27 protein-coding genes are annotated in these 24,745 nt (G+C 69.5%); 9 read left to right on the top strand and 18 right to left on the bottom strand.

The window, feature by feature from the left end:
* Nucleotides 1–47: 47 nt before the first annotated feature.
* Together AC4BGB_RS06825 and AC4BGB_RS06830 are read right to left on the bottom strand one after the other, a co-directional pair.
* Nucleotides 48–1,310, bottom strand: a complete 1,263-nt coding sequence (locus tag AC4BGB_RS06825) for a DUF222 domain-containing protein (RefSeq protein WP_490545933.1) — start codon at nt 1,308–1,310, stop codon at nt 48–50.
* Nucleotides 1,311–1,515: 205 nt separating this feature from the next.
* Nucleotides 1,516–2,109 carry a cyclodeaminase/cyclohydrolase family protein gene (locus AC4BGB_RS06830; protein WP_490545934.1) on the bottom strand — a complete coding sequence of 198 codons (594 nt, stop codon included), beginning with the start codon at nt 2,107–2,109 and terminating at the stop codon, nt 1,516–1,518.
* Between the two features lie 133 nt (nt 2,110–2,242).
* Here AC4BGB_RS06830 and AC4BGB_RS06835 point away from each other — a divergent pair, with 133 nt between their 5' ends.
* Together AC4BGB_RS06835 and AC4BGB_RS06840 are read left to right on the top strand one after the other, a co-directional pair.
* Nucleotides 2,243–2,815 (top strand): hypothetical protein, encoded by a 573-nt coding sequence (locus AC4BGB_RS06835; RefSeq protein WP_490545936.1) that lies wholly within the window; start codon nt 2,243–2,245, stop codon nt 2,813–2,815.
* The gene (locus tag AC4BGB_RS06840) at nt 2,812–3,843 is read left to right on the top strand and encodes a methylenetetrahydrofolate reductase C-terminal domain-containing protein (protein ID WP_490545937.1); all 1,032 of its coding nucleotides are present in this window, start codon (nt 2,812–2,814) and stop codon (nt 3,841–3,843) included. Before AC4BGB_RS06835 ends, AC4BGB_RS06840 begins: the two co-directional genes overlap by 4 nt.
* Before the next feature lie 38 nt (nt 3,844–3,881).
* Here the strand turns inward: AC4BGB_RS06840 and AC4BGB_RS06845 are convergent, their stop codons facing one another.
* Nucleotides 3,882–5,222 (bottom strand): FAD-binding oxidoreductase, encoded by a 1,341-nt coding sequence (locus AC4BGB_RS06845; protein ID WP_490545939.1) that lies wholly within the window; start codon nt 5,220–5,222, stop codon nt 3,882–3,884.
* A gap of 132 nt (nt 5,223–5,354) precedes the next feature.
* Here AC4BGB_RS06845 and AC4BGB_RS06850 point away from each other — a divergent pair, with 132 nt between their 5' ends.
* A complete protein-coding gene (locus tag AC4BGB_RS06850) occupies nt 5,355–5,972 on the top strand; it encodes a helix-turn-helix domain-containing protein (protein ID WP_490545941.1) in 618 nt (205 codons plus the stop codon).
* Here AC4BGB_RS06850 and AC4BGB_RS06855 read toward each other — a convergent pair.
* The 10 genes from AC4BGB_RS06855 to AC4BGB_RS06900 all read right to left on the bottom strand — a co-directional run bounded on the left by AC4BGB_RS06855 (nt 5,917) and on the right by AC4BGB_RS06900 (nt 15,290).
* Nucleotides 5,917–7,275 (bottom strand): amidohydrolase family protein, encoded by a 1,359-nt coding sequence (locus AC4BGB_RS06855; protein WP_490545943.1) that lies wholly within the window; start codon nt 7,273–7,275, stop codon nt 5,917–5,919. The genes AC4BGB_RS06850 and AC4BGB_RS06855 overlap by 56 nt on opposite strands.
* Complete coding sequence (locus AC4BGB_RS06860; protein ID WP_490545945.1) at nt 7,272–8,084, bottom strand: creatininase family protein; 813 nt, start codon at nt 8,082–8,084, stop codon at nt 7,272–7,274. The genes AC4BGB_RS06855 and AC4BGB_RS06860 overlap by 4 nt, the downstream gene beginning before the upstream one ends.
* Nucleotides 8,084–9,442 carry an FAD-binding oxidoreductase gene (locus AC4BGB_RS06865; protein WP_490545946.1) on the bottom strand — a complete coding sequence of 453 codons (1,359 nt, stop codon included), beginning with the start codon at nt 9,440–9,442 and terminating at the stop codon, nt 8,084–8,086. The genes AC4BGB_RS06860 and AC4BGB_RS06865 overlap by 1 nt, the downstream gene beginning before the upstream one ends.
* A 4-nt stretch (nt 9,443–9,446) precedes the next feature.
* The gene (locus tag AC4BGB_RS06870) at nt 9,447–10,619 is read right to left on the bottom strand and encodes a substrate-binding domain-containing protein (protein WP_490545948.1); all 1,173 of its coding nucleotides are present in this window, start codon (nt 10,617–10,619) and stop codon (nt 9,447–9,449) included.
* Between the two features lie 73 nt (nt 10,620–10,692).
* On the bottom strand, nt 10,693–11,607 hold the full coding sequence (locus tag AC4BGB_RS06875; protein ID WP_490545950.1) for an ABC transporter permease: 915 nt from the start codon (nt 11,605–11,607) through the stop codon (nt 10,693–10,695).
* Nucleotides 11,604–12,380 (bottom strand): ABC transporter ATP-binding protein, encoded by a 777-nt coding sequence (locus tag AC4BGB_RS06880; protein WP_490545952.1) that lies wholly within the window; start codon nt 12,378–12,380, stop codon nt 11,604–11,606. The genes AC4BGB_RS06875 and AC4BGB_RS06880 overlap by 4 nt, the downstream gene beginning before the upstream one ends.
* A 5-nt stretch (nt 12,381–12,385) precedes the next feature.
* Entirely contained in the window at nt 12,386–13,723 is a 1,338-nt protein-coding gene (locus AC4BGB_RS06885) for an amidohydrolase family protein (protein WP_490545953.1), read from the bottom strand.
* A gap of 147 nt (nt 13,724–13,870) precedes the next feature.
* Nucleotides 13,871–14,113 carry a helix-turn-helix domain-containing protein gene (locus tag AC4BGB_RS06890; protein ID WP_490545955.1) on the bottom strand — a complete coding sequence of 81 codons (243 nt, stop codon included), beginning with the start codon at nt 14,111–14,113 and terminating at the stop codon, nt 13,871–13,873.
* Nucleotides 14,113–14,610, bottom strand: coding sequence for a DUF2975 domain-containing protein (locus AC4BGB_RS06895; protein WP_490545956.1), 498 nt, complete (start codon nt 14,608–14,610; stop codon nt 14,113–14,115). The genes AC4BGB_RS06890 and AC4BGB_RS06895 overlap by 1 nt, the downstream gene beginning before the upstream one ends.
* 80 nt (nt 14,611–14,690) lie before the next feature.
* Nucleotides 14,691–15,290 (bottom strand): hypothetical protein, encoded by a 600-nt coding sequence (locus AC4BGB_RS06900; protein WP_490545958.1) that lies wholly within the window; start codon nt 15,288–15,290, stop codon nt 14,691–14,693.
* Between the two features lie 94 nt (nt 15,291–15,384).
* On the opposite strand from AC4BGB_RS06900, the gene AC4BGB_RS06905 reads away from it, so the two are divergent.
* On the top strand, nt 15,385–15,756 hold the full coding sequence (locus AC4BGB_RS06905; protein ID WP_490545960.1) for a PH domain-containing protein: 372 nt from the start codon (nt 15,385–15,387) through the stop codon (nt 15,754–15,756).
* A 39-nt stretch (nt 15,757–15,795) separates the two neighbouring features.
* Here AC4BGB_RS06905 and AC4BGB_RS06910 read toward each other — a convergent pair whose 3' ends face one another.
* The gene (locus AC4BGB_RS06910) at nt 15,796–16,551 is read right to left on the bottom strand and encodes a polyphosphate kinase 2 family protein (protein ID WP_490545961.1); all 756 of its coding nucleotides are present in this window, start codon (nt 16,549–16,551) and stop codon (nt 15,796–15,798) included.
* A 163-nt stretch (nt 16,552–16,714) separates the two neighbouring features.
* Between AC4BGB_RS06910 and AC4BGB_RS06915 the strand changes: the two genes are divergently transcribed.
* Nucleotides 16,715–18,004 (top strand): FUSC family protein, encoded by a 1,290-nt coding sequence (locus AC4BGB_RS06915; protein ID WP_490545963.1) that lies wholly within the window; start codon nt 16,715–16,717, stop codon nt 18,002–18,004.
* Nucleotides 18,005–18,013: 9 nt separating this feature from the next.
* Here the strand turns inward: AC4BGB_RS06915 and AC4BGB_RS06920 are convergent, their stop codons facing one another.
* Both AC4BGB_RS06920 and AC4BGB_RS06925 read right to left on the bottom strand, forming a co-directional pair.
* Complete coding sequence (locus tag AC4BGB_RS06920; RefSeq protein WP_490545965.1) at nt 18,014–19,138, bottom strand: serine hydrolase domain-containing protein; 1,125 nt, start codon at nt 19,136–19,138, stop codon at nt 18,014–18,016.
* Between the two features lie 55 nt (nt 19,139–19,193).
* Nucleotides 19,194–19,874: a response regulator transcription factor gene (locus AC4BGB_RS06925; protein ID WP_490545967.1), complete on the bottom strand. Its 681-nt coding sequence runs from the start codon at nt 19,872–19,874 to the stop codon at nt 19,194–19,196.
* A gap of 89 nt (nt 19,875–19,963) precedes the next feature.
* Between AC4BGB_RS06925 and AC4BGB_RS06930 the strand changes: the two genes are divergently transcribed.
* Together AC4BGB_RS06930 and AC4BGB_RS06935 are read left to right on the top strand one after the other, a co-directional pair.
* Nucleotides 19,964–20,242, top strand: a complete 279-nt coding sequence (locus AC4BGB_RS06930; RefSeq protein ID WP_490545969.1) for a GlsB/YeaQ/YmgE family stress response membrane protein — start codon at nt 19,964–19,966, stop codon at nt 20,240–20,242.
* Between the two features lie 8 nt (nt 20,243–20,250).
* Complete coding sequence (locus AC4BGB_RS06935) at nt 20,251–20,412, top strand: hypothetical protein (protein ID WP_490545971.1); 162 nt, start codon at nt 20,251–20,253, stop codon at nt 20,410–20,412.
* Between the two features lie 20 nt (nt 20,413–20,432).
* Here the strand turns inward: AC4BGB_RS06935 and AC4BGB_RS06940 are convergent, their stop codons facing one another.
* Nucleotides 20,433–21,344: a nuclease-related domain-containing protein gene (locus AC4BGB_RS06940; protein ID WP_490545973.1), complete on the bottom strand. Its 912-nt coding sequence runs from the start codon at nt 21,342–21,344 to the stop codon at nt 20,433–20,435.
* Nucleotides 21,345–22,199: 855 nt separating this feature from the next.
* On the opposite strand from AC4BGB_RS06940, the gene AC4BGB_RS06945 reads away from it, so the two are divergent.
* Both AC4BGB_RS06945 and AC4BGB_RS06950 read left to right on the top strand, forming a co-directional pair.
* Nucleotides 22,200–22,622 carry an HNH endonuclease gene (locus AC4BGB_RS06945; RefSeq protein WP_490546794.1) on the top strand — a complete coding sequence of 141 codons (423 nt, stop codon included), beginning with the start codon at nt 22,200–22,202 and terminating at the stop codon, nt 22,620–22,622.
* Nucleotides 22,613–23,950, top strand: a complete 1,338-nt coding sequence (locus tag AC4BGB_RS06950; protein ID WP_490545975.1) for a DNA sulfur modification protein DndB — start codon at nt 22,613–22,615, stop codon at nt 23,948–23,950. The genes AC4BGB_RS06945 and AC4BGB_RS06950 overlap by 10 nt, the downstream gene beginning before the upstream one ends.
* On the opposite strand, the gene AC4BGB_RS06955 is transcribed toward AC4BGB_RS06950, so the two are convergent.
* Nucleotides 23,943–24,740, bottom strand: coding sequence for a GTP cyclohydrolase I FolE2 (locus AC4BGB_RS06955; protein ID WP_490545977.1), 798 nt, complete (start codon nt 24,738–24,740; stop codon nt 23,943–23,945). The two genes, AC4BGB_RS06950 and AC4BGB_RS06955, sit on opposite strands and share 8 nt — an antisense overlap.
* Between the last annotated feature and the right edge of the window lie 5 nt (nt 24,741–24,745).

Consider the following 24,745-nt stretch of genomic DNA (forward strand, 5'->3'; position numbering starts at 1 on the left):
TGGATGACGAGATGCGCACTGCGGCTTCGACGGCCAATCATCGGCGCTTAGACCCGTCTGCTAAATCGGACGTCGCCGTTGGGTAGCCGGCTGGTGTCGTAGCCGTCGTCGTGTGCGCGGTGGTGGTGCCAGGAGCAGAGCAGCACGCCGTCCTTGAGGTCGGTGCGGCCGCCCTTGGCCCAGGCTCTGCCCCAGTGATGGGCCTCGCACCAGGCGGCGGGGATGGTGCAGCCTTCGGCGCGGCACTCCTTGTCACGCACGACCATCGCCTTGCGCTGCGCAGGCTTGAAGAACCGCGAGGACCGACCCAGGTCGAGCACCTCGGACTTCCCGTTCAGCACGGCGGGGATGATCTTCGCGGTGCAGGCGAGGCGCCGGACCTCCCCGGCGGTGAGCCGGTCGGTCGGCCCCAGTTCGCCGCCGCCGAGGTCACGGCGCAGGTCCGCGAGCGGGATCGTGACGATCACGGTGGTGGCATCCCCACCGTGGACCGGCAGCCGCTTCGGGTCGACGGCCTCCAGCAGCGCGCAGAACGCCTGGCCCCGGCGTACGTCGGCCGGGACGCGCTCGGTCGTGCCGGCAGTGAAGCCCTCGACGCCGTTGTGGTGTCGAGGTGAGGTGAACGCCTCCAGGTAGGTGTGCAGCCGGGCGGCCACGCTGTCGGGGACGTGGATGGTGATCCGGGTGCTGCCGTCGCCCAGCCGGGTGGTCGCCAGCGAGGTGCGGCGCCAGGCGCGGGACTCCTCGCGCCGTAGCGCCTTGGCCTCCTGCTCCTCCGCGACCTCGGGGGCGACGTGGTCCAGGATCCGCCGGCCCAGGTGGCGCAGCTCGCGCGGCCCGAAGTACGCCGCCTGCGCCACCAGATGGGCCTCTGCCGCAGTCAGGACGTCCGCGCCGATCTCTGCGGCGGGCAGCTCGTCCAGCGCGTGCGCGATCACCCGCGCCTGCGCGACATTGACCTCACCGGCGCCGAGGGCCGAGCCCACCTGTTGCCAGCGCCGGTCCAGTGCCAGCCCCAACGCGAGATCACGCCGGTTCGCACCCGCATCACCGCGGGTGTGGTGGGTGACCAAAGCGGCAGCATCCCGGGCGCCCTCGGCGAGGGCGACGTCGTCGGCGGCGGTGAGTACCCGCATGCGCAGGGAAGCGAGCTGCGCCTCCACCCGACTCAGCTGCACCAGCGCGGCGCGCTTGTCCGCCGGCGCCATGAACTCCACGGGGACGTCCGCGGCCGACTTCACTGCCGCCTCCACCGTCTCGGCACACGCCAGCACCGGATGCAGCGCGGGCCGATCGAACGTCGAGCTCATCGCGCACCTCCTGCACCGACTCGTGACCATGACTGACTGGTCTCACACGTCGATGCAGCACGCCCGTGAGCAGGCGGACCCCCGACTTCACGGCGGTCCGATTCGATCCCTCAGCATCACTATTGGATCGAACCTGTGTTCGATAATACAGGCAGAAACCTCAGGAGGTCAAGAGGTCAAGAGGTCGAGTCCAACCCAGCCGATCTCAGTCCAGCTCGCGCCGCACCCGCGCACAGACGCCGTCCAGCCGGTCCGCGAGGGCGTCCGCCTCGGCCACCGTGATCCCGCCGACCAGGTCGGCTTCGCGTGCATCCGTCTCACCGGAGGACGCGGCGATGCGCAGGTTGCCGACGAGGTTCACGGTCGCGGTGCGCACGGCCGCGGCGTACGCCACCGCAGCGGCGGCGACGTCGGCGAGGGGTTGCCTGCTGCCGTCACTCAGCAGCAGCTCCAGCAGCGGCTCCGCCTCGGCGGCGACCTCGATGATGTCCGCGCTGCTCCGGGCAGCGGCCACGGCAGCGTCGTGCAGGTCGGGCCCGCCGGCGCGCCAGGCGGAGACCAGCCGGACCGACGCGGCGGCATCGGAGTCCACCAGGACGAGTGCCCTACGGCGCAACTCGAGGCACGCGGAGACGGCCGGGCTCAGGTCTGCGGAGGACTCCGGCCGGGGCGGGTAGGAGGCCACCATCTGGGTCAGCGCGGACCCCAGGGCGAGCATCACCGCCGCCGCCGCACCTCCACCCGGGTCAGGCCCCGGAGCAGCGAGCCGGTCCAGCCATCCAGCCCCGTCGTCGCGCACTGCGCCCCTCCCGACTCAGGATCGCCGACTCCACAGCCGGCGTCACGTCGGGGAAACATACCGTTCCTAGGATGCCGGGTGTTGACCACATCAACATGCAGCTCGGGACGGGACCGGCGGATCGGAGGGCGCGATGCAGGCGTGGCCGCTGACCGGGGACGCCCACCCCGAGGACCGGCTCCGTCCAGGTGTGCACGGGCCGCGCGCGGCCCATCTCGCCAGCTTCCTGGCGGCCGGCGGGTCACCGCTGCTGAAGACCGATCCCGCCACCGAAGGCTCCCTGGCCGACCGGTCCCGCACAGCCCGTTCACTGGCAGACCCCATCGACCCGACAGCCCGACCCGATGCCGTGCTCGTCTCGGACCTCGCCCCGGTCACCGCCGTGCTCCGGGCAGCGGCGTACCGCGATGCCGGGCTCGACGTCTGGTGCCGGGTCTCGCTCCACGACCGGAACCGCGTCGCCGTAGAGGGCGACCTCGCAGCTCTCGCCGACCTCGACGTGGCGGCGGTCGTCGTCGGCACCGAGCCCGTCCCTGGCCGGGTGGACGACCTCAGCCCGCTGGACTGCGTCCGGCTGGCGGCGTACGCCGGGCACCTCGTCGTCCTCGACCACGGCGACCAGGACGTCGAGCCGGTATGGCAGGAGGCGGGCGCGACGGCGGTGCTCCGCGGCCTTCGCACCGTCGCACTCGGTGGGCACCCATGACCGCGGCCGTGTCGGACTGTCCGAAGCAGATGACCTACGGGCCGTGCGGCGGAGTCGCCGCCGACGGCACCTGCGAGGTCGCTCCGACGCCGTGCTGCTTCGTCTCCTCGACGCTCCCCTCGGGCTGGCCCGCAGTCGACGAGACCCCGCCCGGACCCACCACCACCGCAGGCCGCGAGGTGGTGGAGCTGCTCGCCCGGCGGCCCCTCGTGGTCACAGGCTTCCCCGCCCTCCCGATGAGCAGCGACTCGGTACGCGCCTGTGCCGAGGTGCTCCGCGACGCGACCGACTGCGCGCTGGCCGGCGACTCGGGCCGGAGCCGCGTGCAGTACCCGCCCGCCTACCGTGCGCGGCTGATGGCCCGGGAAGGGCTCCGGGTCTGGTCGGGGGTCAACTGCCGTGACCGGGACCGCGACGTACTCGACCTCGAGCTGGCGACGCTGCGCGAGGTGGGAGTGGCCGGGGTGCACTGCGTGACCGGTGACCACACCGATTCCGGCGACCGGCCCGATGCCAGGCCGGTCTTCGACCTCGAGGCCGCGACCCTGCTCCCCCGCGCCCATGCGCTCGGCCTGCTCACCTCCTTCGCGGAGAGCCCGAACGCGCCACCGGTGGAGGTGCGTCCGGCGCGGGTGTCGGCGAAGGCGCGCGCCGGTGGCTCGATGTGCTGGCTGCAGTACTGCGGCGAGGTCGAGGACGTGCACGCCTTCGCCGAGGCGACCGCGGCGGCCCACGGCGCCCAGGTCCCGATCGTGCCCGGGGTGCCGCTGGTCGTGGACCGGGCGGGAGCACTGCTGCTGGCCGACTTCGCGGCCGCGGTCCTGCCGCGGGGATACGTGGAACGGGTGCTGGAGGCCCGCGACCCCGAGGCCGAGGGGATCCGGGCCGCGGTGGACCTGGGCACCCGCCTGCTGGAGGTGCCCGGTGTCGTCGGCGTGGTGGTCGCCGGGGGCGCGGCGCCTGACAGAGAGGTCGCCTTCGCCGGGGCGCTGGCCACCGTGGCGCGCGAGCTCGGCGGGGGTTCCTGACCCGATCTGACCTGACCCGACCTGACCGGGCCGGGCGCTCAGCAGCGACCGGGGTAGTCCGCGAACCGCCGCTGCGGGTCGAGCCGCGCCCGGACCGCGTCGATCCGGTCCAGCACCCCTTCGGCGAAGCAGCACTCGAGCCGCTCGGGACTGCGCCTCAGGTCGAGCTCGCCGACGTAGTGCCCGGTCCACGCAGGGCGCAGCTCCTCGATCGCGTCACCCGCCCACCGGCGGTTCTCCTCGTCGCGGTCACCCGGGACCCAGTTGGAGTACGCCGCCACGGTGATCGTCCCGAGCGGCCGGTAGGCCTGGTCTCTCGCGGGTGCCGCGAGCCGCCGGTAGGACGACGAGCTGACCAAGATGCTGCTCCACCGGGACGGGCACCGCTCCATCGGCTCGACCAGGGCCGGCAGCACCTCGGCATAGCCGGTGGTCGTCCACGCCTGCTGGGCGACCATCCCCAGTCCTGGCGGGGCGGTCTCGGTCTCGGTCATCGTGGCGATGTCGCTCGGCCCGGCGTACGCCATCCGCGCGCCGCGGGGCACGCTCTCGTCGACGGGCGCGAGCAGCGCCTCAGCCGTCTCGGCGTCGTCGGCGTACGCGGTGGCAGCCACGGTCACGGCCGGCTCGTGGAGGTCGGGGTGCAGCGGTGAGCCCGTGGGAGCGAGGAACACCGTGAGCTCGACGCCCGGCGCGATCGCCGCCGCGAGGTGGTCGGCCCAGGCACCGATCTCCGCGACCCGCGTGGCCGGGAAGGACAGGATCCGTCGCTGTACCTGCTGCTCTGGCCACAGCCGCAGGTGGAAAGCGGTGACGATGCCCGGGAACCCGGGGCCGGCTCCGCGCAGCGCCGCGAACGCCTCGGCATCGGTGCCGGCGTCCACCCGGACCACGGCCCCGTCGGCGAGCACCACGTCCGCGGCGACGACGCTCTCGCCCGCGCTCCCCCACACACCGTGGTTCCAGCCGTTGCCGCCGGCGAGGAGGTAGCCGCCGAGCGCCACCGTCGCCCGGTGGCCCACCGGGAAGGCCCACCCGCTGCCGTGCAACGCCCGGGCAGCCTCGAGGGAGGTGGTGCCGGGGCCGACGACGGCCGTGCCGGCGTCCCGGTCGAGACGTACGCCGGACAGGGCACGCAGGTCGAGGGCGAGCGAGTCCTCGCGCAGCGCGGCGAACGACGAGCTGTGCCCACCGCTGCGCGAGGTCACCTGCAAGCCCTCCACAGCCGCGTGCGCCAGGGCGGCCCGGACCCCGTCGACGTCCCGCACCCTGGTCACCACGCGGGGGTAGAGATCGGGCACCACCGCCGAGGCGGAGAGGGCGCGGCGGGCCTCGTCGTACCCGGCGTCGTCACGCCGGAATGTTGACCACATCGACATGTGCGCCATCGTGGCCGAGGTCCGTGACGCCGTGATGACGAACGCCGACCCGCCGTGTTACGGCCACCGGTGCAACGCAAACGCAACAGGGACGCCGCGGACGACGTCGTTGGCGAGACTAGATTGGCGGCCATGTCGTCCCAGACCTCGCCAGCCGCCGAGCGAGCCCTCGACCGCTCCGTGCACCGCCTCGGGGCCCGGATCCGGGACCTGCGCAAGGCCCGCGGGATGACGATCGTGCAGCTCGCCGCCGCCGCTGACCTCTCCCACCCGTTCATCAGCCAGATCGAGCGCGGGCTGGCGCGGCCGAGCATGTCCTCGCTGTTCCGGATCGCACGCACCCTCGGCACCGACCAGCAGACGCTGCTCGCCGAGAGCTCTGCACCGGAGACCGGCTCGGTGCGCCGGCGCTCCGACGAGGCGGCGGCCGACGTGGCCGGCGGATCGGTGCACGCGCTGGTGCACGGGGCCGACCGGCCCTTCATCCCGATGGAGTACCTCGGCGAGTCCGAGGTCCTCACCGACTACTGGGTCCACGAGGAGGACGAGTTCATCTACGTGGTCTCGGGTCGCGTCCGGGTCGACCTCGAGGGGACGCAGGACGTGCTGGAGCCGGCTGACTCGATGTACGTCGAGGGCGGGGTCCGCCACCGGTGGGCCAGCGCCGACGGATCGTCGTACCGGCTGCTCGTCGTCAAGGAGAGGCGACGACCGAGCCCCGGTCAAGCCGGCGACCCAACCGGCAACTGAGACCCTCGACCAGCTCCCGCTCGTCGGCGGCCACCAGCCTCCCGTCGCGGACCACGACGCGACCGCCGACCACCACGTGGCGCGGCCGCCTGCCGGGAGCGGCCCAGAGCAGCCCGGCCACCGGGTCGGCGACCCCCGCGTCGGCGACCCCGGAGACGTCCCACACGCAGAGGTCACCGGCACTGCCGGGGCGCAGCGTCCCGAGCTCGGGGCGGCCGAGTCCGGCAGCGGAGCCCGCGGTGGCCATCTCCAGCACCTCGCGCGCCGCGAGCGACGGGCCGACCAGCGGCGCGACCTGCATCGCCAGGCGCGCATCGGCCAGGAGGTGTCCGGCGTCGTTGCTGCCGCCCCCGCTGGTGCCGAGCCCGACGACGACGCCGGCTGCACGCAGTGCCGCGACCGGCGCGATCCCCCAGCCCATCGGCAGGTCGCAGCCGGGTGCGTGCGTGGCGGTGACCCCCGCGGATGCCAGCCGGGCGATCTCGGAGTCGGTGACGCCGCACAGGTGCGCCAGGGTGACGTCGGGTGCCAGCCAGCCCCACTCCTCCAGCAGCTCGAGGGGGCGGCGCCCGTAGCGCTCCGCGGCCACCGCGACGTCGACCTGCTCGTTGGCCTGGGTACGCCGCCGCAGCCCCCGTCGAGCGGCCACCTCGCCCAGCAGCCGGAACGTCTCCTCGGGGTCGGAGTGAACCCCGGCCGGGCCGACCGCGACCTGGATCATCCCGTCGGCGGACACCCCCCGAGGGGAGCGGCCCACCAGCGCCTCGGCGACCAGGTCGGCGCTGAGAGCCGCCGTCTCGGGATCGTCGCGGGCCGCGCCGCGGACGAACACCAGCCGCCCACCGAGGCCCCGGGCAGCGTCCGCCGCCGCGGCCGCGAGGTGCACGGAGTCCTCCGGAGAACAGCCGGCTGGCCAGGTGAGGTGGTGGTCGGCGACCGTGGTCACCCCGCACAGCAGTCCCTCCGCCACCCCCACCCGTGCCGCGACCGCGACGAGCTCGGGATCGACCACGGCCTGCTCGTACGCCGCCGCCATCGTCACCAGCCACGAGGCCATCGGCACGCCGCGGGTGCCCGGCAGGGTCCGGAACGCCGACTGGAGCAGGTGGTGGTGGGCGTTGACCAGGCCGGGAGTGACGACGCAGCCCGAGGCGTCCAGCACCTCGGCGCCTTCCGGAGCGGACCCCCCGGCGACCACACCGTCGGAGACGAGGACGTCGCCGGTGCGCTCGGTGCGGGCGTCCTCGACCACCGCGGTGGCGCCCCGCACCAGCAGGTGCGCCGGCCGCTGGGAACGGCTCACGCGCCCGTGCGCGGGACGCTGAACCGGGCCGCCTCCTCGATCACCTCGACGAGGGTCTCCACGGCGGCCTCGAAGCGCACCTTGCCCACTTCCGCGTTCGCGTCGGTCGCGTCGCCGATGTAGCCGTCGGGACCGAAGTCGTCGGAGAGCCAGCCGAACGAGACCGGCCGGCCGAACCCGATGTGGCGGTACTCCGCGAGCTCCTCGGGGACCCGCCTCCCCGCGTGCTCCATGTGCACCAGCTCGGGACGAAGGTGCAGCATCAGCGAGGTCTCGCCGTGACCGCCGTGGATGCCCATGCCGAGCTCGCCCTCACGCGACGCACCGCCCTGGTCCACCGGCAGCGAGAGGTGCGCGAAGAACGTCTGCAGCCCGAACTGCCGTCGCAGCTCCCGGTTGGCCACCTGCCCGAGCGCGGAGTTTCCCCCGTGTCCGTTGACGAAGAGCAGCCGGGTGATCCCCGAGGTCTGCAGTGACCGACCGATGTCGACCAGCACTCGCATCAGGGTGTCCCAGGACAGCCAGATCGTCCCCGGGGACCAGGAGTGCTCGTCGGACTTGGTGTAGGCCAGGCCCTCCAGCAGCACCACCGAGGCGTTCCCGGCCTGTGCCGCCGCGGCGACGGCCGCCTCCGCGGCCTCGGTGGCGATCACGTAGTCGGTGGAGACCGGCAGGTGCGGGCCGTGCTGCTCGACGGCCCCGAGCGGGAGCACCGCGACCGTGTCCGCAGGCAGTGCGGCGATCTCGGGGGCGGTGAGGTCGATGAACCGGGGCGCGTGCCCATCGCCCGTCAGAGCGGGGACCCGCATCAGCGCACCCCCACGTTCACCCGAGTCGGTACGACGTGGTCGGGCACCAGCTTGCCGGGGTTGAGCAACCCCTTCGGGTCGGTCCCCCGCGCCGTCTCCACGGCGAGCTCGACGTTGCGGTCGACGTACCACTGGTGCGGGGAGTGCACCGTCATCCCGAGAGCCTCCATGGCCTCCATGCCGGCCAGGACGCCCTGCTCGTCGTGGTAGTCGGCGACCACCATCGCCAGCGGGCCGTGCCCCATCAGCTCGAGGTGGAGGTAGACCTCGCCGGGATAGACGGCGCGGACGGCGTCCGGGTCGGACCAGTAGATCTGACCGCCGGTCTCCATGTGGAACCACGTCCGCTCGGGGTTGGCGCGCTGCAGGAACAGCACGGGGTGGTTGTAGGACATGCCCGAGAGCCGGTCGCACGCGGCGTAGTCGGCGGACACGTTGACCACGTCTCCCCCGGCCGCCAGCACCCGTCGCTCGATCTCGGCCACCGTCGATGCCTCCGCGATCACCCGCAGGCTGAACCGGTCGGGGTCGAGCTCCAGGCCGGCCGGCAGGCTCGGCACCAGCATCGGCTCGTCGCCCGAGGCCAGCCGGGGCAGCACCGGCAGGTCGAGCAGGCTGCGGTGCACGGTGACCATGTCGGCCCAGGAGTCGAAGGCGGCGTGGATCGCGCTCCACCCCCGGGCCGGGTCGGTGGCGATCTCGACCTCGACCAGGATCCCGGTGACGCCGTACGCGTGGATGTACGGCGTCGCCTCCTCCCCCCGGGCGTGGATGAGCTCGCCGCTGCCGTCCATCGGCGCGACCGTGACCGCGCGGACGAACCCGTCCGAGGTGGTCCCGTGCTCGATCGTCCCGGTGCCGGCGCTGCCGCCCGCGACGAAGCCGCCGACCGAGGAGGCCTTGGTGGACGGGAAGATCCAGATGTCCCGCCCGGCCGCGCGCGCCACCCGGTCGATTTTGGAGAGCAGCGCACCGGCACCCGCGCGGATGCTGCCGTCCTCCAGCAGGGTGATCTCGCTGAGCTTCCGCAGGTCCAGCACGATCCCGCCGTCGAACGGAGTCGCCTGGCCGTAGTTGCCGGTGCCGGCGCCGCGAGGGGTGACCGGCACATCCTCGGCATGCGCGAGGGCCAGCATCCCGGCCACCTCCTCCGGAGTCCGCGGGCGTACGACGACATCGGCGACGTACTTGCCGCGCGGGACCTTCTCCTCCAGCACCGGTGACATCCGCGACCAGTCCGAGGAGTTCTTGATCAACGTGTCGGGGTCGGTGGAGACCCGGTCGGCTCCCCACCGCTCCGCCACCTGGGCAGCGACGTCGAGGCTGCGTTCACGGATGGACACCGGCTGACTGGTCACGGGCTCACTTCCCCATGGAGATGGAGGTGTCGATGAACTCGTTGGTGTACAGCGACTTCGGGTCGATGTCGGCGCTCTTGATCGTTCCGGACTTCAGCAGGATCGGCCCGAAGGTGTCCACGATGCCCTGCATCCGCTCGGGGTCGAGCTGACCGAAGACTCCGGAGGCGGGGTCGTCGGTGACGATGTCCAGCGCCCCCATCTGCTCCACGGCGAAGTCGGCGACCTCGGCGGAGTAGGTCCAGCCGGTCTGGTACTTCTCGACGATGTCGACGATCACGCTGTTCGCGTGGTCGGGCTCCTCGAGGTAGTCGATCTGGGCCTGCTGCATGATCGGCACCAGCTTGGCCAGGCATTCGGCCTCACCCTTGACGTCTGCCTCGCGGACCGCGAGCGGCTCGGGGTAGATGCTGTAGCCGACCTCGGAGAGCAGCTGGTAGCCGATCTCCTTGCCCCACTGGGGAATCTCCTTCTCGTAGATGTACGGCTCGGCGGTGGCGAACCCCTGCTGGAGGATGGCGGGGTCGGAGACGAAGCGCTGCGGCGTACCTTCGTAGGACTGGTCGGACTGCTTCTCCTTGATGATCCCCTGCGAGGAGAGCAGGCCCGGGATCAGCTCACCGGCGGTGACCACGGGGTCCCCGTCCGCCGCCGCCTCCTTGATCGTCTTCGCGCCCTTCTGTGTCTTGGGGTCCCACATCAGGATCTGGGGGCTGTTGGTCATCTGCGAGGTGACCGCGACGGTCGGCTGCCCGGGGGCGGCGATCGCGGCGTCGCTGTTCACCGCTCCGATCAGGATGTCCTTGTCGAGGTACATCAGTGCCGGCACCGGCTGGAAGTTCACCGCCGGGCCGCCGGAGCGGATCTCGATGTCCACGCCGGTCTCCACGCCGCCGGCGACCAGCGGACCGCTCACCGTCTTCTTCTCGGTGTCCACGGTGTAGTCCTTGCCGACCAGGTGGTACATCGCACCGTGCTCGGCCTCGGGCTGCCAGTCCTGCTGCATCACGACCTTCGCGGGGCACACGTCGGCGAGGTCGAGCTTGCTCCCCTTGTCGGCGGACCCTTCGGCGGTGGCGCCGCCGTCGGTGGAGCCGGACTCCTCGCTGCCGCAGGCGGTCAGGCCGAGGGAGAGGACGGCCAGCGTGGCCAGGGCGGAACGGGACAGGCGGTTCATGGTGACTCCCAGTTGTTCGGCGGTGGGCAGGTGTGCGGCGGTGGTGCAGTGCAGGGGTACGGCGGGGGCGGCGTCACTGGCGCCCGGTGCCGTACCAACGGCCGATGACGGCCCGATCGAGGGCGGCGAAGACCGAGAACACGGCCACGCCGAACAGCGCGGTGAGGATGATCGCCATGAACAGCGGGTCCATGTTCAGCCGCAGCGTGTAGATGCGGAGCAGGCTCCCGATGCCGGGGCTGCCCTGCTGGAAGAAGAAGTCACCGACGATGGTGCCGATCACCGAGAGACCGGCGGCGTTGCGCAGCCCGGTGAAGATCGCCGGCACCGCTGCGGGGAACTGCAGCTTGAGCAGCCGCTGCATCCGCGTCGCCTTGTTGAGGGTGAACAGGTCATGCGCGTCCGGGGTCGCGCTCTGCAGCCCGAAGAGCGTGTTGGAGATCATCGGGAAGACCGCGATGATCACGCAGACCACGATCCGGGCGTTGAACCCGTAGCCCATCCAGATCCCGATCAGCGGCGTCAGCGCCAGGATCGGCACGGTCTGCAGGATGACGGCGTACGGGTAGAGGATCTTCTCCACGAAGGTCCACTGCGACATCAGCACGGCCCAGCCCATCCCGATGACGACCGCGAGCACCAGGCCCAGCAGTGCCACCGCGACGCTCTGCCCCAACGCGTCGAACATCGGGTTCATCACGTTCGGGTTGGTCACGGTGTTGCCGACCACGTCGTGCAGCGGTGGGAGCAGGAACCGGCGGTCGGGCTCGAGGATGACGTAGGTGACGAAGTACCAGATGGCGACCAGTCCGGCGAGGGCAGCGAGGACCGGCAGCACCTTGTTCCACAGCACCCCGGCCACGGCACGCAGCCGTGGGGTGGGGGTCTCGGGCGCGGCCGCTTCGACGCTGCTCAGCTTGGGGCCGCGGGTCTCTGCGCCGGGGGTCTGGGTCAGCTCGGTGTGCGAGTGGAGCTCGGCGCTGCTCATGAGTGCTCCCCCAGTGCGGCGGAGACGCGGCCGGTGAGGGCGGCGAACTCGGGGGCGTAGCGCAGCTCCGGTGGTCTCGGATAGGCCCAGGGCACTGGGACCTCCGCGACGATCCGTCCCGGGCGCCCACTCATCACGATCACGCGGGTGGAGAGGTAGACCGCCTCGGAGACCGAGTGGGTGATGAACAGCCCGGCGAACCGCTTGAGCTCGAAGATCCGCTGCAGCTCGGTCTGCATCCGCAGCCGGGTGATCTCGTCGAGCGCGCCGAACGGCTCGTCGAACAGGGCGAGGTCCGGCAGGGCGACCAGCGCGCGGGCGATCGAGACGCGCATCCGCATGCCGCCGGAGAGCTGGCGGGGATGCTGCTTCTCGAAGCCGGTGAGCCCGACCAGCTCCAGAGCCTCCAGCGCGGCTGCCCGGCGCTCGGCGCGCGGGGCGCCGCGGAGCTCGTTGACGAGCTCGACGTTCTTCAGCGCGCTGCGCCACTCCAGCAGCGTGGGGTCCTGGAAGACATAGCTGGTGGTGGTCGCGGCGACGTCGATCTCGCCGCCGGTGACGGTGTCGAGCCCGGAGGCGAGCCGCAGCAGGGTGGACTTGCCGCAGCCCGAGGGGCCCACCACGGAGACGAACTCCCCCGGGCCCACGTCGAGGTCGACGCCGGTCAGGGCGGTGGTGCCGGTCGGGAACCGCTTGGTGACGTTGCGCAGGGACAGCGTCGTGGTGGTGTCCGCTCCTTGCGAGGAGCCTGGGCGGTGCTGGGTGCTGGTCATGGTTCTCACCTCGAAGTGGCGGCGGGGGTCAGTGACCGGGTCCCGGTGGACCAGGCGGTGAGGTCGAGCGAGCGGCTGACGCGGGTGTCTGCCACGACCCGGCCGGCATGTACGACGACCCGCGCACCCTCGGCGCCGGCGAGCACATCGGCGATCGGGACGTCGGGGACGAGCATGAAGTCGGCGGCGTTGCCGGACTGGGCGCCGATCTGGGCGCCGATCTGGGGCAGGCCCAGCACCGATCGCGGTCCGGTGGTGACGGCGGCCAGGGCCTCGGTCACGGTGAGGTGACCGGCGGTTACCAGCAGCGAGGTGGTCTCGAAGGGGTCGGCGCGGCCGACCGGGTTGAACGGGTCGCGCAGGTTGTCGGCGCCGGCCGCGAGCGGGATGCCGGCGTCGAGGACGGCGCGCAGGTTGGGCAGGCCCCGGGGCACGACGCCGTCGACGCCCCAGCCCTGCAGGTAGAGGTTGGTGATCGGCAGCGTGACGATCCCGATCCCGGCCTCGGCGACCCGGGCCAGCACCGGGACCAGCCGGCCCGAGGCGAGCGAGCCGAGTCGCACGCAGTGGCTCGCGGTGACCAGCCCCTGCATCCCCCGAGCGAGCACCTGGTCGGCGAGGTCGAGCAGGTCGACGGTGTGCGGGTCGGTCTGCTCGTCGGTGTGCAGGTCGACCGGGAGGCCGTACTGCTCCGCGACGTCGAGTGCCCGTCGGGTCTGGTACGCCGGGTCGTCGGCCAGGTGCGGGCAGCCGCCGACCACGTCGATGCCGCGGGCCACGCCCTCGTGGATCACGTCAGTGGGAGTGTCGGGTCCGGCCAGCAGGCACACCTGGAGGTTGACCACGCCGGCCAGCTCCTCGCGCAGCTCGACGAGCGCGTCCACCCCACGAAGCGGGTCGCCCTCGAGGAGCGCGTCGACATGGGTCCTGATCGTGGTGATCCCGTTGGCGACGTACAGCTGGAGCGCGGAGCGCGCCCGGTCGAGCACGTCGGCGCGGTCGATGCCGGGCACCAGCGTACGCCACTGCGCGATCGCGCTGAGCAGGTCGTTGCCTGCGTCGGGATCGGTGCGCGACCAGGTCAGCGCCTTGTCCAGGTGGGCGTGCGGCTCACTGGCGGCGGGGACGTAGCGCCACCCCTCGGCCTCCAGGACGGCACCGCCCTCATCGGCGACGTCGTCCGCGACGTCGTCCTGCCTCGCGCCGGGCGCGCGCACGGCGCCGATCCGCGGACCGTCGAGCACCAGGTCGGCGAGGGTCCCGTCGAGCAGGCGCACGCCCCGCACCTCGGCCAGGCGCAGCCCGCCCAGCACCGCAGGATCTCCCGGTGCACCGACCGGCACTGTTCTGCCTGGAACGCTCGTCACACGCCACCCCTGGGTCTCGGGCTCCTCGCAAATGTTGATGTGAGGAACATTCGTGACCCTAGGCAGCGAATATTTCAGTCACGTATCCGTGCGGGTGCAGTCGCGTGACGTCGTTCGTTCCGCTCAGGCGGTGTCCCGATCGCCGCTGCGGACGACCGCCTCCTCCGGCACCCAGCGGAGCAGGTCGCCCGGCTGGCACTCGAGGACCTCGCACAGCGCCGCCAGCGTGCTGAACCGGACGGCCTTGGCGCGACCGTTCTTGAGCACGGCGAGGTTGGCCGGCGTGATCCCTACGGCCTCGGCGAGCGCACCCACGGACATCTTCCGCTGGGCCAGCACCACGTCCACGTCGACGACGATCGGCATCAGATCACCTCGTCGAGCTCGGAGCGCAGGTGCTTCGCCTCGGCGTCGCGGGCGACGGCCTGGGCCAGCAGGGTGCGCATCACCAGCACCACCAGCGCGATCCCGCCGACCACCACGGCAGCGCCACCGATCAGCAGTACGACGCCCGGCGCCACCGCCTCACCCGGCGCGAGCAGCACCCCGAGCCCGAACATCAGCAGCGACGCGACCGCGATCGCCCCGATGATGACGTCGACGTACCGGAACGAACCGTGAGAGAACACCGTCCCCCGCCGCACCATCGTCAGCAGCCGCCACACGCAGACCATCACTACCTGCGTGGTCACGATGCCCAGGAACACGATCGCGATCAGCGGCGCGCGCAGGTCCAGCACCTCCTGGTCGGCGCCGTCCAGGTCGTTGAAGGCCAGCGGCAGCATCACCACTTGCAGGAACACCGACCCCACCAGCGCACAGGCGAGGACGAAGCGGAGCGCGAGTGTCGCCCAGGTGGCCATCAGATCTCCTTCGATTGGATCTCGATAGGAATCTATCGAAAAACAATCGATCAGACCAGAGTCGCCTTGAGATTTCTCGGCTACCTACTGGCGGTCTCGCGGGTCCACTCGGCAGTCCTGACCATCCCCATGCCCACGGTGAAACGAACGCTGGTGATGCTCGTGGCGCGGGGAAGCTGCATCACCACGACGCCGCGACGTCGGACACCCGGCTGCAGGGACGAGATGTCGAGCAGCTTTCGTCCCCGCAGCTTCACCAGCCCGTCCGCCGGGCGATGGATCTCGCCTCGATCGTCGGTGGCCCTGACCTCGACGCCCATCGAGTCGGCGAACGGCTGGGTCCCGACGTTGCGCACCGTGAACGGGAGGCCGACGAACTTCGTCCCCCGGGCCGGCCGCACGCCACGCGTGGCGGAGCGGACCCGCACGGGCTCCGTGGCGACCAGCGACAGTGCCGGCCGCTCGGCCCGGCCGGCGAGTTCCACCGGAGCACCGAAGGCAACGGTGGTCGTGGGGGCCACCAGTCGGTCCAGGTTCCCTGACCCCAACTCGGCGATCCGCGCGGGCACCTCCAGGACGAAGACCGCGCAGCTGACGAGTGCCACCGCGGCCATCGCCACCAGCGCCCTGAACGGCGTGGTCCGCCCCCAGGCGTCTCGGCTGGAGTTCCCTGTCCTCACGCGGTCTTTATATAAGTAATTCTTCCTTTTGTTGGGATTAGCGATCAACCCCCCACCTGCGTGACGCCAGCCCGGATGCGTCGTTTTCCGACACATGGAAACCGCATCGATCGCCGCATGGACCCTGGTCAACGAGATCCCGATCCCCGAGGACGTCAAGCCCCTCCTCGTCCCGGGTGAGGAGGCGGTCGCAGCGTTCAAGACCTTCCGTGACAGCGCCGTGTTCACCACCAAGCGGCTGATCGTGCGGGATGCGCAAGGCATCACCGGGAAGAAGGTCGAGATCTACTCGCTCCCCTACAGCTCGATCAACATGTGGTCCTCGGAGAACGCAGGGAGGCTCGACTTCAACTCCGAGATGGAGCTCTGGACGCGAGCCGGTCACATCAAGATCAAGCTCGGCAAGGGCGCCGACGTACGCCGCCTGGACAGCCTGATCTCGTGGGCCGTCCTCAAGAGCCAGTAGCCACTTGGAAAGGTCTGCCCGCACCTTCGGGTCGAAGCCCTACGCGCCCTCACCCGCCCGGCCGCCACCGATCGCGGCCTCGATGGCCTGGTTGACGGTCTCGACGACTCGCAGCCGCGCGTAGCGCTTCGAGTCGCCCTCGATCAGGTGCCACGGCGCCTGGGTCGTGCTCGTCCGGTCGAGCATGTCCTCCACCGCCTCGGCGTAGGCCGCCCGCTTCTTGCGGTTGCGCAGGTCCTCCTCGGTGAGCTTCCACGACTTCAGCGGATCGCCCTTGCGGGCCTTGAACCGCCGCTCCTGCTCCTCCTCGGAGATGTGCATCCAGAACTTCACGAGGATCATCCCCTCCGCGACCAGCATCGACTCGAACTCGCGGATCTCGGCGTACGCCCGCTGCCACGCGTCGTCGTCGGCGTACCCCTCGACGCGCTCGACGAGCACCCGGCCGTACCAGGAGCGGTCGAAGACCGACATGCCTCCCCACCCGGGCAGCACCGGCCAGAACCGCCACAGCCAGTGGTGCCGCTTCTCGTCGTGGGTCGGGGCCGAGAACGCCCGCACCCGCACATGGCGCGGGTCGAGCCGCCTGACGAGCCGCTTGATCGCGCCACCCTTGCCGGACGCGTCCCAGCCCTCGAACACGATGCACACGGGCGGACCCAGCTCGCCGCTGCCGGTGAGTCCGGCCATCCGCAGCCGCAGAGAGAGCAGCTTGGTCTGCTCCTCGCGCAGCCGCTTCTTCGCCTCCTTCTTGGGCAGCGATGCCGAGAGGTCCAGCTCATCGAGTCGTCCCATCAGGGCTTCTCCTCCGCCGTAGGCACGCGTGCCGGAAGTCTAGGGAGATCGGCGTCGCTGCGGCTACGGCGTGACCACCGCAGCCGGGTCGCAGACGGTCGGCGGATGTGCGGGGCGAGCTCTGCGCCGAGTCCCTTCGGAGGGTTGGTTGCACAATGGACACGTGGGCCGGTGGTGGCAGGGCTTGGCGTCCCGCGAGGTTGCGCGCGTACGCCGCAACGGCCGCGCGGCGGTGCTGTGGTCCCTGCGGATCACGATCGCGGCCACGTCGGCGTACGTCGCCGCGTTGCTGCTCTTCCCGGGGACCGAGCCGCTGCTCGCGCCGCTGACCGCGATGCTGGTGGTGCAGGTGACACCGATGTCGCTGCTCGCCAGCGGGCTCGACCGCGTGATCGCCGTCGTGTCCGGCCTCGTGCTGGCAGTCGGGTTCGCTGCCGTCGTACCCCTCGAGTGGTGGAGCCTCGGCCTGCTGATCCTGATCTCCATCACCATCGGGCAATACCTGCGCCTGCGCGACAACCTCGTCGAGGTGGCGATCAGCGCCATGCTCGTCCTCGGCGTGGGCGCCGCCGGTGCGGAGGCAGCGGCGTGGCAGCGGCTCACCGAGACCCTCGTCGGCGCAGCCGTGGGCATCATCGCCACGCTGGTCTTCCCTCCGAAGGTCGCCACCTCCGATGCCGGTCAGGCCATCGACGGGCTCGCAGATGCGGTGACCGACCTCCTGCTGCGGGCAGCCGAGGAGCTCGACGCCATGGCGCCCGACGAGCGTGGGCTTCTGCCCCGCGCGGCTCGTGACTGGCTGGACCACGCCCGGCGCATCACGCACGAGATCCCGACCGTCGGCGCCGCGCTGCTGCGGGCGGAGGAGGGGCGGCGGCTCAACGTACGCGCGGTGCGCACGCCACGCGTCGAGCCCGGCCTGCGCCAGGGCCTGGAGGCGCTCGAGCACTCAGCGGTGGCGATCCGCGGCCTGATGCGCTCCCTGGTCGAGGCGGCCGATCGCGACTGGCTCGAGGAGGACTCCGCAGCGACGGTCCTCGGCGATCTCGCCGCGACCTTCCGTGAGGTGGCGGCGGGGACCGACGCCTTCGGCGAGCTCGTCCGTCACGAGGGCGACGTGGAGGTCGGCCTGAGCGCCACCGACATCGCGCGCCTTCAGGAGGCCCACGACGGCATGGTCCGCGCCCTGGCCCGCATCGACGCCGCGCTCGCGGCAGAGCAACCTCCCGACGTGGTCGAGCTCTACACCAACACCCGTGCGACGGTACGTCGGCTGCAGCACGAGCTGCACCTCGACGAGCGGGTACGCCGTCAGCTGCGCCTGGCTCCCCCACGACGTCGCCCGCTCCGCCCGGGCAGCGGCGCCCATCCACCCGCCGGCCCGGTGCCGCCGGTCGGGCCCGACGCCGACACGCAGGACCTGCCCGCGATCACCGACGAGCCACCGCAGTGATCGTCCGCCTCAGACCCGTGCAGTCGTCGCGGCGTACGTGAGGATCTCGGCCATCGCCGTCATGTCGTCCGGTCCGGTGAGCTCCACCTGGGCGAGCCAGACCACGACAGTGCCGGTGGACGGGATCACGTAGCCGGCGGTCCCGGTGCCGCCGATCCAGCCGTAGCGACCGAGCACGTTCCACGGGTCCTTGCGGCTCACGTCCACGCCGCCACCGAAGCCCCAGCCCTGGCCGTCAAGGAACGGGTTGTCCGGCTCGGCCTCGACGTGGCTGGTCATCATCAGCCGCACCGACTCGGGGCTCAGTACCGGCCCACCGCCCTCGAGCAGCATCCGCCCGAACGCGAGCCAGTCGTCCACCGAGGACACCAGCCCACCGGCACCGGACTCGAACGTCGGCGGTGACGCCCACTGACCCTCAGGCGGGTCGACCAGCGCGAACCCCTCCTCCGAGCGTTGGTAGAGCGAGGTCATCCGGTCCACGTCCTCGGTCCAGAACCTGGTGTCCGACATCCCGAGCGGCCCCAGGATCGTCTCCTGGAGGACCGCGCCCAGGCTCGTGCCCGACGCCCGCGCGAGCAGTACGCCGAGGACGTCGAGCCCGACGTTGTAGGTCCACCCCTCCCCCGGCTGGTGCGCCAACGGGATCTCGGCCAGCCGCACCATCCACTCGTCCGGTGCCGGCCACCCGTCCGGCCGCAGCGGTCCCTGGCCCAGGCGCTCGATGAGCTGCTGCGCCACCGGCGACCCGACGTCCGCAGTGAACCCGTGACCGCCGGTCAGGGTGAGCAGGTGCCGCACCGTGATCGCCCGGTCAGCGGGTACGACGTCGTCCAGCGCCCCGCCCGGCTCCCGCAGCACCACCGGCGCCGCAAGTTCGGGCAGCCACTCCCGGACAGGGGCGTCGAGGCCGAGCACCCCGCGCTCGACCAGCACCATCGTGGCCGCAGCGACGATCGGCTTGGTGATCGATGCGACCCGGAACAGCGAGTCGCGCGTCATCGCCGGACCACCCACGCTGCGCTCACCGACGCAGGCGACCTCCGCGTCGTCTCCGCGTGCGACCACGGCGACCGCCCCGGGCACCCGGCCCGCGGCGTACTGCTCGTCGCAGATGTCCTGCAGCTCGGTCATCGCCAGATGGTGGCACGCCCGTTCAGGAGACGGCTACGTCCCGAACGCGTGCGACTCAGGGACCGCCGCGCCAGTGGTCGATCCGGTGGTGGTTGGGGGCGAAGCCGTGGTCGATGCCCCACAGCACGGCCTGGGTGCGGCTGGACACCTCGATCTTGCGGTAGAGCGTGCGGATGTAGGACTTGACCGTGTTGGGGGTCAGGAAGGTCTGGGCGGCTACCTCGGCGTTGTCGAGACCCTGTGTGATCAGCGCGAGGATCTCGGCCTCGCGCTCGCTCAGGCCCTCGCTGCGGCCGGGCCAGTCGAGCCCGTTCACGCCGCCGGATCGACCGGGTGGATCACTGAACACCACCTCGCCCGCGTGCACGGCTTCGAGGGCGGCGATGAACTGACGGGCCGGCAGTGCCTTGGAGAGGTACCCGTGCACCCCTTGCCGGCGCGCGCTCTCGACGAGCTGCGGGTGGAAGTTCCACGTGTAGACGACCACGCGTCGCGCGTGCGGGTTCTCCAGCAGGACCGCGATGTTGTGGTGGTCGGACTCCGGTTGCGCGAAGCAGTCGTAGAGCGCGATGTCGACGACGTCCTCGACCGGCTTGTTGGTGTCCAGCTCGGCGACGATCACTCGGTCGCGGTAGCGGTCGATGATGTTGGCGACCCCCATGACGACCACGTCGTAGTCGTCCACGAGCGCGACCGTGATCGGTCGCGTACTCGTGTGGGTCTTAGCCGTACTCACGGCGCAACATTAACCTACCCAGGGGTGTATCGGACCCTCCTCAGGGGTCACAGGATGGAGGGACCAACCTCCACTGAAAGGAACCCACCATGCTGGGTCTCATCCTGACCATCCTGATCGTCGGGCTCATCGCCGGCGCCCTGGCCCGATTGCTCGTCCCGGGCAAGCAGGACCTGTCCATCGCGATGACCATCGTCCTGGGCATCGTCGGATCGTTCATCGGCGGCTTCCTGGGCTACCTGCTCTTCGGCAAGGACGCCTCCGACGGCCTCCTGCAGCCGGCCGGCATCATCGGCTCGGTCATCGGGGCAGTCATCGCGCTGCTCATCTGGACGCGTGTCGGCGCGCGCCGGTCGGTCCACAGCTGAGCCGGCCGATGACCGGCCCTTCGGTGCCCCGGTGTCGCGTCTGCGGCCAGGAGCTCGTCCTGCAGATGGACCCGGCGGCACCCCCGGACACCCAGTCCACCGTGCTGCTCGCCGACCCGCCCTTCCGCTACGTCTGCGCGTCCCCGGACTGCTCGGCCGGGGACGCGTGACCGCGAACGACCGGACGTAGTCAGGGACGCCAGGTCGTCGATCGGCGAGCCGACTCGAAGATGGACTCGAGCACGGGCTCGGCGAGAATCTCGCCGTGCCGGCCGAGCCAGTTGGCGACCCTCATCCTCGGTATGACGTGTACGCCGTTCGGCGCCTTCTTGACCACCACGTCAGATGCGTTGACCGTGACCACGATCCCCTCGACGTGCACCGGAAATCCGCACGCGGCAGTGAGTAGCTTCGCCGCACGGGCCGCCTCGTGTCGGCTGTTGCGGATGTAGGGCTGCTTGTGGCCGTCGACAAGGAAGGTGTCCCCGCCGACCCAGATCTTCGCCCCAGGGTGGTGCTTCGCGTTGACGGTGAAGACGCCGGCGGGACCGATGACCACATGGTCGATGTCGGCGCCCCGGGCGCCGACCGGGATCGCGTGCAGAATGCGCCAGCGCGGGTCCTTCTTCGCGAGCTTGGCCAGCCGGGCCGCCACCTTCTCCTCGCCGTCCGCTCCGATCCGCCAAGCGCGCTCGTCGGTGTGCACGCCGAGCGCACGCGCCAGCAGCGACCTCACCGGCGCAGCACCACGGGCAGCGATCGCCTGTTCCCGCGCTTCGGCTCCGGGCAGGTTCGTGGACAGGTCGAGCCAAGGGCGCGCGGGCGTAGCGTCGGCTGGAGTCACTGAGACGGGCTCCACGACGGGGGATGCCGCAGTAGCCGCCTTGGTCGCTGAAGGGGCAGCCCCGACCAGGTCGGCATTGCTGGCCTGCCATGCCGTCACGGCTTCGCGGAGTGCCGCTTCGTCCTCCGGGCTCTCGGGGCTCCCCTCGCCGGACTTCAGGTCCCACCAACCGACGCTCACCTCATGGCCCCGGGTGACGTACAGCCGGTCGTGCCCGAAACGGCGCCAGCGGGTCACGACCCCCTCTGGATTTCCCATGCCGTCGAGTATCAGGTTTGGGCCTGCCCGGAACGGGCGTTTTCTCGATTGGAGTCAGGAGACCGGAAGTGTCGTTTCGCCTATCCGCAGCTTTGCTGACGGTCGATGACCCAGGTAGTCGAGGCGGCTCACCCGCCCAGCGATCGGCGTGAAAGCCATGACCGGCTCAGTGGCAGAGGTCTGCAAGGCCCCCACCTCGACCTGCTTCTCCCGACTGCAGTCGGATGGTGGCCCGCAGGGCGGTCCCGCGGTGGTTGTCACCGACCTGCCCTTGCGAGGCAAGCCCAGATCGCCCGTCACGGTGCCGGGTTGGGAAGTCCAGGTCTTCTTTCCAGTGTTCTTGATACTCACCCGGACGGTTCGAGCGACTGCCATCCGCGAGGTACGGCGCGTGGTGCTGATCAGCGGCCGCGTGCCCGAGCACAGCGCACCAGCAACGCGAAGCGCGGGCGGGGCACGGCCGAGCCCCGCGAGCACCCGGTTAGTGGTTCACGAAGTTCGTGACGTCGGGGGTGCACAAGGAGAGTCGGTTGAGCCTGGTCATCTCCCGCGCGTAGACCGCACCGACCGGCGCGTTGCAAGACAGCATCCTGTGCCGCATATCATCTTCCGATGCGGAGAGAACCGGCACCATCTCCAAAAATGACGAGCGAGACTTGGGGGCAACTCCTCGGCCACGCCGTCAGCGAGGCCCTTGATCAGCAAGCGCTTGTTTTGACCTACGAATTTTGGTCCCGCAACCGCCAGAATAATCGCGCACTGCTCGACGCTTTGGACCTATCGGATCAACCATCCTCCGACGCCATGCGTTGGCTGGAGCGAATCAAAGACGTGAACCGGAGTGCTCACGATGGAATGCCGACGTCCGGCGCCCATGCGCGACGAGACTTGGTTGCGTCGGCGCAGGGGGGACCGTACTGCCGCACATGCGGAGACCGCTCAGACCCCCTTCACGTCGACCACATCACGCCCACCTCGTTGGGTGGCAGTCACGGTCTCAACAATCTTCAACTGCTTTGCGCTGCGTGCAACCTAGGCAAGGGCGCCACCACAAACGGGCGGATCGCTGCAGCCTTGAAACTGAGCACCAGTCAGACCATCTCTCCAGCACTACGCTTTCTTCGACTCTCAATGTCGAACCAGACCACAGATGGGCGACCATTGAGCATGTGTCCTTGCGGAAACTCAGCATCTGACTGTCGACTCTTTGTGCGCCCACGGGGAGTTCTAGCCGCCAACCTGACCAACCTCATTATCGAATGCGAGTCGTGCAAGTGAAGAAACCAAAGGTAACCCGGAAGTCACACGAATTCTACGGGTACGAACTGGTACAGAATCCAAGCAACTCGAAGTTGCATCTTTACGTCGCGGGGGTGGATGCACAGGTCCTGCGCGATTTAGTGTCTGTAGACAATGCCGTCGGGTGGGACCCCGCATCCGGCGTCTGGAGAGAAGGGGGCAGGAATCGAACAATCAACGACGCGCACTGGCAATCGATCCGGGATTTTCTAGCGTCTTCGAATCAAGAGAGAATACTTCCCTCTGCCATCGTAATATCAGTCGAGGAAGACGCGTTTGAGTTCGTACCACATACACAAATGCCGGCGATTGCCCGCGTCACACCAGGAACGGTTCGACTGACCGGCAAATACGAATGGGACGGCACTGAATTGAAGGCCGTTGCGGAAGTTGATCGAACGGCATGGGTACTGGACGGACAACATCGAATCAAGGCCTTCAGGGATTGGTCCGCACCCGATCCATACCCAGTCAACGTGATTATAATCAAGCGGTGGAAGGGCAACGACTACGAAGATGTGATGCGGCATCAGACTTATGAACTCAATATGGGAAGGCCGCTAAGTGAAGATTTTAAAGCAGCCATCAGGGAGCAGTACGACTCACAGGTGGGGCACCGAGCCTACAAGGCACAGATTGCCTTGAGTTGGATTCGAAATGACCTTGAGGGGAGGGGGGGCGTCTTTGCTCCGGACTCAATAGTCGGCGCCACCAATCTGCGGACTCCTTACGTAATCACCCTGAGTTTTCTCGAGTCACTGATCGCCCTTGCCTTTGAGCAAGACCCGTACTTGGCCAACAGGTTCACCCTCGAGAAGATGGACCCCAGTGAAGTCAAGGAGGTAGGGAAGTACCTCTTTGACTTTTACGAAGGCGTCCGTCTTTCACTGGGCCTAATCAACCCTAATGTGAAGGGGACCATCGGATCAGACCCACAAGTCAACGCAGCGACTGACTATTGGGACATTGCTGTCACAACCAACCACAAACAGAGAATACTTCACAACGTGGGCCTTAAAGCCATCACGCGTGGACTCTTGGCTCAGGTCATGGGGCCGAGCTCCCCCAGCAGTCCAGCAGAGGTTGCTAGCAACCTCGATCACATGCGGGGAATCCCCTGGCACGATTCTGGACTGCAGTCACTAAAGGACGACTGGGTTGGCCCTTTGGCCGAGGCACTCAAGACGATGTACGGGTCGAAAGGCACTAAGGGCGGCAAGAAGTACGTTTTGAACCTCATCAAGAGAGACAAGGCTGGCAACCAAATTGACAGCCGAACACTGGAGGCTCACGGCTGGATCAAATAGTCTGTGCGGCGACTCTCCCGATGTACGCGACACTGGCAACTGCGTCATGGCTGTGAATGCTCTCCAAGTTCCTTACCGAGACACGGTGCGTGATATTTAGTCCTCTCAGCATGCCGGACAGATCACGAGTCATGTCCTCAACGAAGACGGGGTGGTCGAAGGCAGCCATGGTGATTGCTCGCTCATCCGGGCGCTTCACCAGTGGATAGACAGCACACGAACCAACAGATCTGATTAGCTCAACGGCCCGACTGATAGTCAACGGATACGAGTCGTCGCCGTCGCCTTCCACCTTCAGAGTCACGTCACTTCGCTGGTTGTGAGCCCCGTAGTCACTGATGGCCTTGCTGCAAGGGCAGAGGCTGGTCACCTGACTCGTGACGGTCGTGCTCAGCCGGAAAGTTCCGTCGACCAGAGCGGCTTGAAACCGCACATCGCTGGCCTGCCAGGACTCTCGACGCGACTCTGGCGACGTCACCAAGGTGGCAATGGGCAAGGCGCAACGGATCTCGACCGAGTCGACGTCGAGCTTAGCGGCGGCGTGCTTCAGCACGAGAGGGAGTTCGCGAGGATCAAGCCTCACCAAATGGTCATGCACAATCTCAACCATGCGACTCATGTGCGTACCACGGCGATCAGCAGGCAGGCGGACAACAACGTCGAAGTTACCGATGCCCCCCTGTGTGATCTCACCATCGTCAAAAACCGTCGGATACCTCAACCCTGAGATTCCCACCTCGTCCAACTCGATGCCACGAGCGTCGAACTGATCCTGGATATCGGGCAGCATGGTGT

This window comes from Nocardioides sp. Z30_9, assembly GCF_058215735.1.